This window comes from Nonomuraea sp. LP-02 (genome assembly GCF_036289125.1).
In the GTDB taxonomy this organism is placed as follows: Bacteria; Actinomycetota; Actinomycetes; order Streptosporangiales; family Streptosporangiaceae; genus Nonomuraea; species Nonomuraea bangladeshensis.
In genome coordinates this window covers 5,092,940-5,105,461 of sequence record NZ_JAXCLK010000001.1, presented here as the reverse complement: position 1 = coordinate 5,105,461, position 12,522 = coordinate 5,092,940, and the positions used below count along the sequence as shown (strand labels likewise).

At 71.8% G+C, this 12,522-nt stretch carries 13 protein-coding genes; 2 read left to right on the top strand and 11 right to left on the bottom strand.

Going from position 1 to position 12,522, the window contains the following annotated elements:
- The first annotated feature begins 16 nt into the window (after window positions 1-16).
- On the top strand, window positions 17-1,543 hold the full coding sequence (locus tag SMD20_RS23615; RefSeq protein WP_329584601.1) for a penicillin-binding transpeptidase domain-containing protein: 1,527 nt from the start codon (window positions 17-19) through the stop codon (window positions 1,541-1,543).
- 2 nt (window positions 1,544-1,545) lie between these two features.
- Here SMD20_RS23615 and SMD20_RS23610 read toward each other — a convergent pair whose 3' ends face one another.
- From SMD20_RS23610 to SMD20_RS23585, 6 genes are all read right to left on the bottom strand, one after another.
- On the bottom strand, window positions 1,546-2,253 hold the full coding sequence (locus tag SMD20_RS23610) for an HAD family hydrolase (protein ID WP_329584599.1): 708 nt from the start codon (window positions 2,251-2,253) through the stop codon (window positions 1,546-1,548).
- A gap of 97 nt (window positions 2,254-2,350) precedes the next feature.
- Entirely contained in the window at window positions 2,351-2,977 is a 627-nt protein-coding gene (locus SMD20_RS23605) for an HAD family hydrolase (RefSeq protein ID WP_329584597.1), read from the bottom strand.
- Between the two features lie 85 nt (window positions 2,978-3,062).
- Window positions 3,063-3,512 carry a DUF2690 domain-containing protein gene (locus tag SMD20_RS23600; RefSeq protein WP_329584595.1) on the bottom strand — a complete coding sequence of 150 codons (450 nt, stop codon included), beginning with the start codon at window positions 3,510-3,512 and terminating at the stop codon, window positions 3,063-3,065.
- Window positions 3,513-3,600: 88 nt separating this feature from the next.
- Complete coding sequence (locus SMD20_RS23595) at window positions 3,601-4,110, bottom strand: DUF6912 family protein (RefSeq protein ID WP_329584593.1); 510 nt, start codon at window positions 4,108-4,110, stop codon at window positions 3,601-3,603.
- Window positions 4,111-4,165: 55 nt separating this feature from the next.
- Entirely contained in the window at window positions 4,166-4,819 is a 654-nt protein-coding gene (locus SMD20_RS23590) for an HAD family hydrolase (protein ID WP_329584591.1), read from the bottom strand.
- Window positions 4,820-4,890: 71 nt separating this feature from the next.
- Entirely contained in the window at window positions 4,891-5,529 is a 639-nt protein-coding gene (locus SMD20_RS23585; RefSeq protein WP_329584589.1) for a GNAT family N-acetyltransferase, read from the bottom strand.
- A 146-nt stretch (window positions 5,530-5,675) separates the two neighbouring features.
- Here SMD20_RS23585 and SMD20_RS23580 point away from each other — a divergent pair, with 146 nt between their 5' ends.
- Window positions 5,676-6,353 (top strand): L,D-transpeptidase family protein, encoded by a 678-nt coding sequence (locus tag SMD20_RS23580; protein WP_329584588.1) that lies wholly within the window; start codon window positions 5,676-5,678, stop codon window positions 6,351-6,353.
- 6 nt (window positions 6,354-6,359) lie between these two features.
- On the opposite strand, the gene SMD20_RS23575 is transcribed toward SMD20_RS23580, so the two are convergent.
- The 5 genes from SMD20_RS23575 to SMD20_RS23555 all read right to left on the bottom strand — a co-directional run bounded on the left by SMD20_RS23575 (window position 6,360) and on the right by SMD20_RS23555 (window position 12,517).
- Window positions 6,360-7,751, bottom strand: coding sequence for an FAD-dependent oxidoreductase (locus SMD20_RS23575; protein ID WP_329584586.1), 1,392 nt, complete (start codon window positions 7,749-7,751; stop codon window positions 6,360-6,362).
- Between the two features lie 70 nt (window positions 7,752-7,821).
- Window positions 7,822-9,435, bottom strand: coding sequence for an NADH-ubiquinone oxidoreductase-F iron-sulfur binding region domain-containing protein (locus tag SMD20_RS23570; RefSeq protein ID WP_329584585.1), 1,614 nt, complete (start codon window positions 9,433-9,435; stop codon window positions 7,822-7,824).
- A gap of 31 nt (window positions 9,436-9,466) precedes the next feature.
- On the bottom strand, window positions 9,467-10,300 hold the full coding sequence (locus SMD20_RS23565; RefSeq protein ID WP_329584583.1) for a ferric reductase-like transmembrane domain-containing protein: 834 nt from the start codon (window positions 10,298-10,300) through the stop codon (window positions 9,467-9,469).
- A 72-nt stretch (window positions 10,301-10,372) separates the two neighbouring features.
- Window positions 10,373-11,875, bottom strand: coding sequence for a DUF1996 domain-containing protein (locus SMD20_RS23560; RefSeq protein WP_329584581.1), 1,503 nt, complete (start codon window positions 11,873-11,875; stop codon window positions 10,373-10,375).
- Window positions 11,876-12,517 (bottom strand): DUF4142 domain-containing protein, encoded by a 642-nt coding sequence (locus tag SMD20_RS23555; protein WP_329584579.1) that lies wholly within the window; start codon window positions 12,515-12,517, stop codon window positions 11,876-11,878. It abuts the gene before it with no gap.
- Window positions 12,518-12,522: the final 5 nt, after the last annotated feature.

Sequence of the window (12,522 nt, the reverse complement as noted above, 5' to 3'; positions counted from 1 at the left end):
GCCCTGGCTGCTCGCCGTGCTCCTCGTCCCGGTCGTGGCCGCGGGCGGCGTGATCTGGGCGTTGCGCACCGAAGGGTCGGCCGAGGAGGCCGCTGACCGGTACCTCGCCGCCTGGAGCGACCAGGACCATGCCGCCATGCGGGAGCTCGTCGCCGGCCCGCCCGCCGACTTCGAGGCGCGGCTTCAGCGGTTCCGTACCGACTTGAAGGTCACTCAGGCGAGCTTCCGCCGGTCGGTCTCGACCGGGGTCTTCGCCGACAACGGGCCGGACGACGAGGGTTATCTGAGCTTCAACGCGAGGCTGTCCGGCGCGCGTGACTGGGAGTACGACGGCCGGCTGCGCATGGTCGAGCGCGGCGGCGCGTGGAAGGTCGCCTGGACGCCCGCCGCCCTGCACCCGCTGCTCACCACCCCGGGCAGCTCCCTGCGCGTGGTGACCGAGAAGGGCGAGCCGCCGCAGGTGCTGGCCGCCGACGGCACGCCCGTCAGCACCCCGGACGCGCCCGGATCGGTGCAGCAGCTCGTCGAGGGCGTCAAGCAGACCTACCCCGACCGGTTCAAGGTCCAGAACCGGGTCCACATCGATCTCTACCGGGGGGACGAGCGGGTGCGGACCGTGGTGCCCGCCGACGGGGTGCGGCCGGTCAAGACCACTCTCGACCTCGCCGTCCACCGGGCGGGCGCGGCGGCGCTGGAGGACGTCACCCAGCCCGCCTCGCTCGTGGCGCTGCGGGCCTCGACGGGGGAGATCCTGGCCGTGGTCAACAAGCCGGGCGGGTTCAACCGGGCGCTGCTCGGGACGTACCCGCCGGGCTCGACGTTCAAGGTCGTGACGGCCTCGGCGCTGGTCGCGGACGGCGCCAAGCCGGGGCAGCGGGTCACCTGCCCGGCCGAGAAGAACATCGGCGGCTTCCCGTTCCACAACGCCGGGTTCGAGGACTTCGGGACGCTGACCTTCCGTGAGGCGTTCGCGCACTCGTGCAACACGACGTTCGGGGAGATGAGCGTGGCCTCGCTCGGCGGGGGACGGCTGGCGGAGGTCGCGCGGAGCTTCGGCTTCGGCACGCCGATCACGCCCGGCGTGCCCGCCGTACGGGCGGAGTTCCCGGACCCCAAGGATGACACCGACCTGGCCTCCGCCTCCATCGGTCAGGGGCGGGTGCTGGCGAGCCCGCTCAACATGGCCTCCGTCGCCGCCGCCATCGCGTCGGGGGCGTGGATCCCGCCCCGGCTCGTCCTGGAGGAGCACCCCGGCAGTCAGGACCGCGCGCCCCGGCCGCTGGAGCCCGCCGTGGTGGCGGCTCTGCGGACCCTCATGCCCGCCGTCGTCACCGACGGGACCGCGCACGCCGTGCACTTCCCGGCCGGCACCGCGGGCAAGACCGGCACCGCGGAGTACGGCTCGGGCGAGGAGCCGCCGGCGCACTCGTGGTTCATCGGCTACAAGGGGGACGTGGCCTTCGCCGTCATCGCCGAGGGCGGCGGCGCCGGCTCCGCCGTGGCGGCCCCGGCCGCCGCGCGCTTCCTGCGGGCTCTCGGCTGAGGTCAGCCCGCCTTGCGGGTGGCGGGGGTGGTGAGGGCGGCGACGGCCTGGACGACCTCGGAGGCGTTGGAGAGGTCGGGAAGCACCAGGTCGGCGCCCGCCTCCCGGAGCTCGGCGGCCATCGAGCGCCCGGAGGCGACGCCGATCATCGCCGCCCCGCCGATCCTGGCCGCCTGGACGTCACGGACGGAGTCGCCGATCACCACGGTGTTGGCCGCCGTGAACGCCGTGCCAAGCCGCGCCTTGGCCCGCCCCTGGGCGACCTGGAGCAGCGTCGCCTTGGGGTAGGGCTCCTCGCCGTAGCCGCCGAGCTCGAAGTCGACGAACTTGTCCAGCCCGAACGCCTTCAGCTTGAGCACCGCGTTGCTCTTGATCGTCCCGGTCAGTACGGTCTGCGCCACGCCGTCCAGCCGCGCCACCGCCCGCAGCGCGTCCTTGGCCCCGGCCATCGCCCGCCCCTCCTTGGCCAGCCGCCCCTTGCGCGCGGCGAAGGCCGTGGCCAGCGCGGCCAGGAACCCCGGCAGATGATCGTCCTCGGCCTGCACCCCGTTGACGGCGAGCGTCTCGAAGACGATCTCGGAGTCGGGCCGGCCCATGGGCGGGACGAGCTTGACCAGCGGGCGGCCGGTCACGGCCCGGAACGCCTCGGCATAGGCGTCTCTGGTCACGATGGCGACGTCGACCAGCGTCAGGTCGACGTTCCACAGCACAAGGCGGTTGATGGCAGCCTCCTGGAAGGGACACTGCAAGGGTAAGGGCGGCGCGCCCGCGCGGACCCGCCGTCCGGAAGATTCCGTATGACCCGCGTCAGGCGAAGTCGAGGGCGGCGGCCAGCGTGTCGACCACCGGCAGCCCGGTGGCCTCCAGCTCGGCCCTGGTGGACATGCCGCCGGTGTAGAGCACGGCCCGCGCGCCCACGTGGCGGGCGGCCATCCCGTCGTCCACGCTGTCGCCGATCACCAGCACCTCGGCGGGGTCCACGTCGAGCGCCTGGATGTGCGCGGCCATGTGGGCGGCCTTCTCGCCGCCGGTGGTGCCGTGCAGCCCGTCGACGCGGGTGAAGTGCCGGGTGATGCCGAACGCGTCCACCTTCGGCACCAGGTGCGCGTGCGGCGCCATCGAGCAGAGCGACTGGGTGCCGGTCCAGCCGGTGAGCACCGTCTCGGCGTCGGCGGCGAGCCCGCAGATCTCGCTGAGCCGGAAGTAGTGCTCGTGGAAGCCGTCGTCGAGCAGCTCCCATTCGCCCTCGTTGAGCGGGCGGCCGAGCAGGCGCTCGTAGGCGACCCAGATGGGCCGGGTGTAGACGGCGCGGAAGCCGTCGGCGGTCAGGGCGGGCAGCGCGTACGCCTTGAAGACCTCGTTGGTGGCCCCGACCACGGCGTCGATGTCGTGGAACAGCGTGCCGTTCCAGTCCCAAATGATGTGTTTCGTCATTTGGGGCCCAGCTTATTCGCCGGGGCCGACATTTCCCCGCGAAGGCCCCGGGACGCGACCAATCGGCCGCGGCCCGGGGACGCGCTCAGCCGCAGGCCTTGGCGGTGGTGCCGCTGCCGGTCTGGCCGCCCCGGCCGCCGTTCCACTGGACGGAGGCGCTGCCCCACGCGCAGACGTTGTTGGCGTAGAGCATGTTGCCCCAGTGCCGGCCGCCGTTGCCCTTCTTGAACTGGAAGGTGTCGTACGCGCCGTTGCGGTAGACCCGGATGGTGCCGGACGCGGAGGACATCGTGGTGATCTCGGTCCAGTTGGTCTTGCACTTGCCGGACCACATGAGTTTGACCGTGCCCACTTTGTCGTTGAACCGGGTCTTGATCGCGGCGGTGCGCACGACGCGCGCCGAGTTGCCGCAGCCACTGCGGTACGGGTCCTTGTGGTCGTAGGGCTTCAGCGCGGCCTGTGCGTGGGCTGGGGAGCCCGCCAGGAGGGTGACCGCCGCTGCCCCGATCGCGGTCGCCGCTACGCGAAGCTTCACTGGGAATCGACTCCTCGTGTAAGAAACAGTGCTGCGTCGGGACACTAGCGATGATCCGCGCGGAACGGTCAAGGTTTTGTGATCTTTGTCATGATCGCAACAGGTCGGGGATCTCCTGGGTGGCGTACCACATGAGCTCGTGGGCCTCCGCCCCGTCCACGGTGAAGCGGGCGTCGTCGTCGCCCTCGTCCGCGGCGGGCAGCGCGGCGAGTGCGGCCTCGATGTCGGCGGTCGCCTCCTCGTCGTCGATGTGCACGGCGGCCACCTTGGTGAGCGGCACCGCCTGCGCGAGGCGTACGCGGGCGCGTTCCTCCAGGTCGGCGCCGGCCCTGGCGGTGCCCTCCGGCACCTCGGCGGCGATCACCACCCGGCGGGGCGGCGCCTGGACGCCGTCGGCGCGGTCGGCCGCCAGCATGCGCAGCGAGGCGCGGGCGGCCTCGGTCAGCGCCACGTATTCGAGCTCCTCGGTGTCGCCCGAGGCGTACCACTCGGTCAGCGCGGGGGTCACCGCGTAGCCGGTCAGCGGGGCCGGGCCCAGCTCTCCCAGCTTGACCGCGGTGGCCAGGGCCGGGAGGGTGCACGGCAGATAGACGCGCATCACGAACCTTTCGTGCTTCAGGCCGCCGGGACCGGCCCGGCGGGCAGGGCACCTATCATGCCCGCCGGAGCGTGAGGCTAAGGAGAGACTCGAGCTCCGCGATGGTCGTGTCCGGGTCACGGTGGTGGATCCCGGCCATGCCGAGGGCGCGCGCGGCCGTGATGTTGGCCTCGATGTCGTCGATGAACACGCACTCCGCGCCGGGCAGCCCGATCAGGGTGAGGGCGTGGTGGTAGATGCGCGGCTCGGGCTTGCGCATGCCGACCTCGCCCGAGATGACCACGGCGTCGAAGATGTCGTCCCAGCCGTCGCGCTGGTAGGTGTGGGACCAGGAGTTGGAGACCAGGCAGGTCCTGACGCCCTGGGCCCGTACGTCGCGCAGCATGTCGTGCATCGCCTCGACCCGCTCGAACCCGGCGAACATGCGTTCCAGCAGCCCGTCGGCGACCGGCGGCACCCCGTCCAGGGTGAGCAGGCGGGCGGCGAGGTCGCGCTCGAACGCGGGCCCGTCGAGCTCGCCGCGTTCCAGGGCGTGCACGGCGCTCTCGCCCGCGCCCTCGCCGTAGGCGTGGTCGATCATCTCCCGCATGACGGAGCGGTAGTGCTCGCCGTCGATCCGGTCCGCCTCGATCCACTTGGCGATGGAGTCGGCGAGACTGGTCGTGAGCACCCCGCCCCAGTCGATCAGCACACCCGTGACCACGGCCACCTCCAGGCTCGAACTCCGTTCTAGAGTAAGACGTCCTCGGAAATGACGATAAATCGGGCTAAATTGGCAGGTCAGGAGCCGTCGAGACCCAGCAGCGGCAGGCACGGGCCGAGGTTGTGGATCTCGATGCCCGGAGTCTCGCTCCAGTCCTCGGCGGCCAGCCGGAAGCGCTGGGAGACGACCGGCTCGCCCTTGCGGGCGTGCGTCCAGAAACCGTCCTCGCGGTAGCCGAGCTTGCGCGTGACCGCGCGCGAGGCGTGATTGTCCTCGAACGCCTCCGTCACCGCGTACCGCGCGCCGAGCCCGGCGAAGGCCAGATGCAGGACGGCCGCCCGCATCTCGGTGCCGATGCCCTGCCCCTGGAAGCGCCGGCCGAGCCAGGAGCCGCTGCCGAGCTCGCGGGTGACGGCGAAGTTCTTGGCCTGGATCCCCTGGGTGCCGACGACCTGGCCCTCGTACAGGACGGCGAACTCCAGCGCCCAGTCGTCGGCGGTCAGCGCGCCCCAGATGCGGAAGTGGTACTGCGCGGTCCTCTGGGCCCGCTCGGCGGGCTCGCCGTCCGTCCAGGGGAACAGGAACGGCATGAAGCCGTCCTCGTGAATGCCCTCGGCGGCGCGGTCGCCCAGCTCGTCGAGGTCTTCCAGGGACGGGACGCGCAGCAGGAGACGCGGCGTCGTGATGGACAGGTTGAAAAACGGCCAGTTACGCATATCGCCACATCTTCCCTGAGCAGATGGGAGGATCGCGACTTGTTTTCCGAAGCGAGAAGGTGCTTATTCGATGATTCGGGTACGCGCGCTATATGAGGACTAAGGTACGAGGAATAGCCGCACTCATCCTGGGATGCGGCTTTTCGATGGCGATGAGTGTGCCGGCCGCGGCCGACGAGGAAGCGGCTCCCGAGGTCATTCTGCGGCCGGGTGACCGCAGCGAGGAGGTCAAGGCGCTGCAGCGCCGCCTCCACGAGCGCGGCTTCTACTTCGGCCGGTCCAACGGCGTCTACGACGAGCAGACCAAGTTCGCCGTCTGGGCCTTCCAGAAGAGCCGCAAGATCATGCCGAAGGCCGTGATCGGCCCCGAGATGCTGAAGGCGTTCGACCGGCGCTCGCGCCTGCGGCCCCTGGTGCCCAAGGGCGCCGCGAACCGGGTCGAGGTGGACCTGACCTACCAGCTCCTCACCGTCTACCGCAACCGCCGCCCGGTGCTCACCTCGCACATCTCCTCGGGCGCCGAGGTGCGTTACTGCGAGGGCGGGCGCTGCGGGGACGCGATCACGCCGGTGGGCGACTTCCGGGTCACCAGCCGCGCGCCGGGCTGGACCACCGGGCGGCTGGGCTCGATGTACAACTCGCTCTACTTCGTCGGCGGGATCGCCATGCACGGCTCGACGCAGGTGCCGCTGCGGCCGGCCTCGCACGGCTGCGTACGGGTGCCGATGACGGTCTCCAAGCGGCTGTTCGAGCTCGTCAAGATCGGCGACCCGGTGTACGTGCGCGGCAAGATCCACCGGGCCAAGGACCATGACAAGTCCTGAGGCGGGTTACACGCCCTGCGGGAGCCGGAAGAGCCGGCCGGGGTCGTAGGCGGCCTTGACCGCCGCCAGCCGTGCCGCGTTGGGCCCGTAATACGCGCTCCGCCAGTTCGCCAAATCGGGGTCGATGTAATTCACATACGCATGTTCCCCGAAATATTCGGACATGTCGGCGTGTATTGCCCGCAACCACGCCCGGTCCATTCCTTCCTGATAATACTGTACGCTGTAAAGGGCAGCCCGGTGCGGAAAGGCCGTGGCCGCCGGCGCCACCCGTCCGATCGCGCCGCCCATGGCGTCCAGCAGCACCGAGTGCCGCCCGCCGCGGGCCACCCCGGCCACCAGCGCCCGGATCCCGTCGGCCGGCAGCCGCCGGTAGGCCAGGTGCGACTTGGCGGCGAACGCCGTGCGCGGGATCCGCCGGCACTCGGCCGTGGTTCGCGACCCGCAGCCGCCCATGACCTTCATGGCCTCCAGGTGGGACACCGTGCGCGCGTACCGCCGGGCGGGCCGCCCGAGCCGCGCGACCAGCGGGGCCAGCGCCCGGTCCAGCGCCGCCGCGCCGCCGAGGAAGGTGCCCACGACCTCCACGTCCAGCCCGCCCGCCGAGCGCGTCAGGTGCAGCGACGACCACAGCTCGTCCGGCGCGGACGGGGCCCACGTCTGCCACGCGCGCACCGCCGCCTCCGCCCGCGCCCACGGCCAGTGCAGGAAGAACACCGTCGCCTGGCCGGCCGCGAACGTACGGAAGGTGAAGGACACGGCCACGCCGAAGTTGCCGCCGCCCCCGCCCCGGCAGGCCCAGAAGAGGTCGGGATGGCGGGAGGCGTCGCAGTCGAGCACCCGCCCGTCGGCCGTCACCACCCGGACCGCCTCCAGCGCGTCGCAGGTCAGGCCGTGTTTCCTGGACACGACGCCGAGGCCGCCGCCGAGCGCGAGACCGCCGACCCCCACGGTCGGGCAGGAGCCGGCGGGCACGCTCACGCCGTGCCGGGCGAGGCGGTCGTAGACGTCGATGAGTTTCGCCCCGGCGCCGATCGTGGCCCGGCCGCCCGCGTAGCGGACCGACGACATCCTGGACAGGTCGATCACCAGTCCGGTGCCCGTGGACCAGCCCGCGTACGAGTGGCCGCCCGAGCGGGCGGTGACGGGGATGCCGCCCGCCCGGGCGAAGGCCAGGCACGCCGCCACGTCGGCCGCGCTCGCGCAGTAGGCGAGCCCGGCCGGCCTGATCCGGTCGTAGGCCGGGTTGAACAGGCGGCGGGCGGCGGCGTACCCGGCGTCCGCGGGCAGCACCAGCGTCCCGTCCAGCCGCCCGCGCAGCGCCCTCCAGTCGGGAGCGGAGGCGAAGGCGGCGAGCGGGGCCACCGCCGCCGCGCGCAGCAGATCCCGGCGATCCATGAAGGTCCTCTCCGTCGTGGTGCTGAACGGTGAGACGCCGGCATGGAACACCGGGTTCGTCACGAGTCCGTCACCCGGCCGCCCCTCCTCCGGCGCCGGCCCGGGCCAGCCTGGGCACGCTCGCCGCCTTCATCACGCCGTCCTTGACCAGCCGGAGCGGGGAGCCGCCCGACTTCGACGGGCCGGGCCCGTGCCCGTCCCCGCTCGTGCCGGCCAGCCGCAGGGCCAGCGCCGGGCACATGTCCACGGCCCGCCGCGCCTCCTTGGCCATCCACGCGGGCACGTTGCGGAACGACGGGAAGCCGTAGTCGTCCAGCTCGACGAACTCCGGCAGCAGGTGCGCGCACAGCCCGTGGCCCTGGCAGCGCGACCAGTCCACCTCCAGGCGGTACTCCAGCTCGGGCGCGCGCTCGGGCATCGGCATGACGCCGCGTACCGGCCGCCCGCAGGAGCCGTGCTCCAGGTGCAGCGCGATCTCCGCCTCGAAGGCGTCCAGCGCCGACAGCACGAACTTGGCCGTGCCGTCGGGGTGGAAGCACGCGCCCCGCCGCTCGACCAGCCGGACGGCCCGGCGTATCGCGTCCACCGAGCCGGACCCCTCGACCAGCGCGTTCATGAGCTTGGCCACGTCCGGCAGGCCGAGCCGGCAGGGGCCGCACTGGCCGGCGGACTCGCTCGCCAGGTAGGAGGCGACCCGGGCGGCCTCGCCCAGCGCGCACGTGGACTCGCCGAGCGGCACGATGATGCCGGCCCCGAGAGTGGCGCCGGCGGCCTTCATGCCCTCGCGGGAGATCACGGCCGTCTCGACGGCGTCGGCCGACAGCCACGCGCCGTGGTAGCCGCCGATCAGCACCCCGTCGCCGATGTCGGCCTCGCACATGGCGAGCACGTCGGCCAGCAGGGTGCCGGTCGGGGTCTCGATGACGGCGCCGTGGGCGGCGCCGCCGCTCACGGTGAGCAGGATCGTGCCGGGCTCCTTGGCGGTGCCGACGGCGGCGTACTTCTGGGGGCCGTACTCGGCCAGCAGCGCGAGCTGCGCGTACGTCTCGGTGTTGGACAGCAGCGTCGGCAGCCCGTCCACGCCGCTCGTCGCGGCCCGCTTCTTGCGGCCGGGCGGGATGCCCTCCTCGCCGTTGACGGCCTTGACCAGCGCGCCGCCCTCGCCGGAGATGAAGCGTTCCTTGATGCCGACCACCCGGATCGGCACCCGGCTCTCGGCCCCGCCGGAGACGTTGGCCGCCCGGCGCTCGGCCACCGCGGCGGCGACGGACGCCTCGGCCACCTCGCCCCCGGCCGTCGCGACCACCACCTCCCTGGCTCCCAGGGCCTCGGCGGCCAGCACCGCGCCGTCGAGGACGAGATGCGGGTTGCGGGTCAGCAGCATGGCGTCCTTCGAGCTGGCCGGCTCGCCCTCGGCGCCGTTGACCAGCACGACGCTCTCGCCGTTCGAGCCGGCCGCGTCGGCCACGGCCCGCAGCTTGCGCGCGAACGGGAAGGCCGCGCCGCCGCGCCCGCGCATGTCCACCTCATTGGCGTACGAGATGAGCTCGCCCAGCTCGCGCGGCTCCACGAGGCCGTGGAGCGTGCGGTGGGCGGGCAGGTCCAGCCGACGGCAGTGGTCCAGCCCGGCGGTCAGCCGGGCCGGACCCATGCGCAACACCCTGGGCACTCTGGCCGGGATCACGGTCGCTCCTTCGCGATGGCAATCGAGTTACTCAACCGGCCTCCCGGTATCTGCGGCGAGCCTCCGCGAGGCTCACCGGCGCGTTCCTCGCCGCCGTCGCGGCGGCGGCTGCGTTGCTCGCGGCGACGCGCTGCGGCCGCTCGGCGGGCACGCCCACGGCCGCCGGAGCGGTCACCGCGGGTCCTTCGACCCGCTCGGCCATCACGGGCGGCCGGCGGAGCGAGGCCAGCACGCGCACGATCAGCGCCCCGCCGACCGCCGCCAGGCTGGCCACGTACGACCAGGCCACCCAGCCGGCCGGCGGGCGGCCGGCCGTGAGCCCGTGCATGATCGCGATGGGCCAGGCCAGGTACGCGGCCGAGTGCATGACCCGCCACATCCACGGCCTGTTCCGCGTCGCGAAGCGTCCCCGGATCATCCCCGTGACCACGGCCAGGACCATCAGGTCGAGGGCCACCGTCCCGAGGGCCACGTAGATCCCGGCCACCGGCACGAACGCCGCCCCCAGCGGGATGTGGCCGAGACTGATCATGAGGGAGACGTGCGTGATCAGGTAGGCCAGCCCGATGAGGGCGGTGGCCCGGTGCGCGAGCTGCGCCCGGACCCGGTTCGCCGGCGACAGGAAGACGCGCTCGGTGGTGATGATGCCGAGCGCGACCGTCGCGGTCAGCAGCACCAGGGCGAACACGCCCGCGTAGAACTCGAGGAAGCCGACCCCGCGGCCGAGCAGTTCGATCCCACGCTCGCTCCTGGTCAGCGCGAACGCCGACAGCAGCACCGCCATGACCATGGCGCTGGCCCCCAGCCGGACGCTTCGGGTGTCCAGCTGGGTCGCGTGGTGCCGGGGGTGTCGTCTGTGGAGCATCTGTTTCCCTCCAAGGTCGGGTGAGGGTGCGACTCGGAAGGCGGATGACCCTTCGCGGGCGCGGTTCTCAGGTCAGCAACGGCGGCCCCGGTTGATGCAGGAGACGACGGTCTGCATCAGCCTGTCGGGCATGACGTTTGCGAAGTCTGCGTGGTCCGTGACCGGGTTGTGCTTCTGCTCGGGGAAGGCGTCCAGCGCGTACGAGGGACCCTGCGGCACCGAGTAGGCGAGCGTCATGCGGAGCTGCGGGATGGCTTGCGTGCCCTGCGGACAGGCACCGTTCTGGTCGGGGAAGACCACGTGCGTGCGATGGTTGGCGCTGTCGGTGTTCTGTCCGTCCCAGCAGCTCGGGAAGTCCAGAATACGAAGGACGAGGCTGCCGCGCGGGCAAAGCGGATATTTGTCGGTTGTTATGCGATTTTGGAATCCCGTGCAGGACCACGCGGCCTTCGCGTTGGCCGGGCCGTTGGTCGCGGCCTTGGCGTCACCGGTGATGAGCCGCAGGAACCTCGGCATGGCGACCACCCTGGAGCTGGCGTTGCCGCGGAACTGGAGCTGCACCGCGCGGGCGGTCAGCTGCTGGCCCACGTTGCCGTCCGGGTCGTTGGTGTTCGCGTCGACCTTGCGGTTGCGCAGCACCGGCCAGAAGTAGGTGGACCGGTCGCCGAGCCGGCAGGTGGTGCCCGCCGCGGCCAGGCTCTCGTCGGTGGAGAAGGCGTCCGTCGACAGGTTGCCCACGTAGTCGTGCAGGTGGTGCGCCCCGTTGCTCACGCCGGGGGCCACGATGAAGTTGTCCGGGTTGTTGTGCTTGTTCTCGTTCCTGCCGCACTGGGAGACGAAGGTGCCGCGGGAGCCGTTGCGGTTGAAGCGGGCGTTCACCCGCTGCGGCGCGACCCGGCGGATGTCGACGAAGTCCTCGGGGAACGGGCCCAGGTCGGCGCAGGCGGCCTCGTCGGGGTCGTTCGTGGCCGAGCCGGAGGGCGAGGCGGTCGGCGAGGCGTTGCCGCCGCCGGGGTTGTTCCGGGTGGGGACCGGCGTGGCGGTCCTGGTGGGGTTGTTGCGGCGGCGGGAGAACGTCGAGGCGGTCTGCTCGTCCTCGGGGGCGGCCTCAGGGGACGCGGCCGGGTCGAGCAGCTTGGCGCCGCCCTGGGGGGCCTGCTGGTCGGCGTTCTGCTGCTGGTCCTGACCCTGCTGCTGGTCGTTCTGCTGCTGGCCGCCGTTCTGCTGCTGGTCGTTCTGGCCCTGGTTCTGGTCCTGACCCTGGTTCTGACCTTGGCCTTGGTCCTGGTTCTGACCTTGATCCTGGCCCTGGTCCTGGTTCTGGCCCTGATCCTGGTTCTGGCCTTGATCCTGACCCTGGTTCTGGTTCTGGTCCTGCTGGTCGTCCTGGCCCTGTTGGTCGCCGTTGCGCTGCTGCCGGTTGTTGTTCTGCTGCTGACCCTGGGATGCCTGCTCGGCCGGGTCGCAGTGGTCGGCCCGTGCGGGGGCGACGCCGATGACGGCCGCGGACACCAGCCCGCTAGCCACCATGGCCAAGGCGGACATGGCCGCGGCCATGCGTCTGGAACTCGTCATTTAGTGTCTCCTCATGTCGACCGCCAGAGCGACGGGTGGTGCAGGCGAGGGTGTCGGGGGCTCCGGGAGCTGCTGGAAGTCGACCAGGCCCGTGGACTCCAGAAGAGTCATGTGGCGCATCACGAAGTTGATGCCTTCCTGGGCGAACTTCCGGATCTCGGTGTTGCGGGTGCCGGCCCGTACGCTCGCCACGACGGTGAAGACCTTGCCGTGCGCGGCACGCAGCAGGTTCGCGTAGTCCTTGTCGAAGGCCGGGCCGCTCTCGGCCGCGAGCTGGGCGAGCCAGCGTTGCTGGTCGGCGTTGGGCTCGTCGGGGATGACCACGCCGAGCTTCTTGGCGGCCTGGACGGTCAGGGCGTCCAGCTTCTTGTGATCTTCCATGATCAGCCGGCCCACCTCCTTGACCCGCTGCGACTCGGCGCGGGTCTGGGCCATGTCGCCCGCGGGCATCTCCCAGAGACCGGCCTGCCGGACCTTGACCAGCAGGTCGCGGTCTGCGGCGGTGAGCGGTCCCGCGGACGTCTGCGTGAACTGGGCGGCCGCCGGATCGATCGACGGGGGCATGACCAGCACGATCGTCACGGCGGCGGCCAGGACGAAGCCACCGAGCATGAACAGCTCGCCTCGCAAAAGCCTGTGCATGGTCG

Bases quoted from the DNA above. Each gene is read 5' to 3' on its own strand.
- SMD20_RS23605 (WP_329584597.1), bottom strand. From the start codon at position 2,977: ATGACGAAACACATCATTTGGGACTGGAACGGCACGCTGTTCCACGAC.
- SMD20_RS23595 (WP_329584593.1), bottom strand. From the start codon at position 4,110: ATGCGCGTCTATCTGCCGTGCACCCTCCCGGCCCTGGCCACCGCGGTC.
- SMD20_RS23585 (WP_329584589.1), bottom strand. From the start codon at position 5,529: ATGCGTAACTGGCCGTTTTTCAACCTGTCCATCACGACGCCGCGTCTC.
- SMD20_RS23580 (WP_329584588.1), top strand. From the start codon at position 5,676: ATGGCGATGAGTGTGCCGGCCGCGGCCGACGAGGAAGCGGCTCCCGAG.
- SMD20_RS23575 (WP_329584586.1), bottom strand. From the start codon at position 7,751: ATGGATCGCCGGGATCTGCTGCGCGCGGCGGCGGTGGCCCCGCTCGCC.
- SMD20_RS23565 (WP_329584583.1), bottom strand. From the start codon at position 10,300: ATGCTCCACAGACGACACCCCCGGCACCACGCGACCCAGCTGGACACC.
- SMD20_RS23560 (WP_329584581.1), bottom strand. From the start codon at position 11,875: ATGACGAGTTCCAGACGCATGGCCGCGGCCATGTCCGCCTTGGCCATG.
- SMD20_RS23555 (WP_329584579.1), bottom strand. From the start codon at position 12,517: ATGCACAGGCTTTTGCGAGGCGAGCTGTTCATGCTCGGTGGCTTCGTC.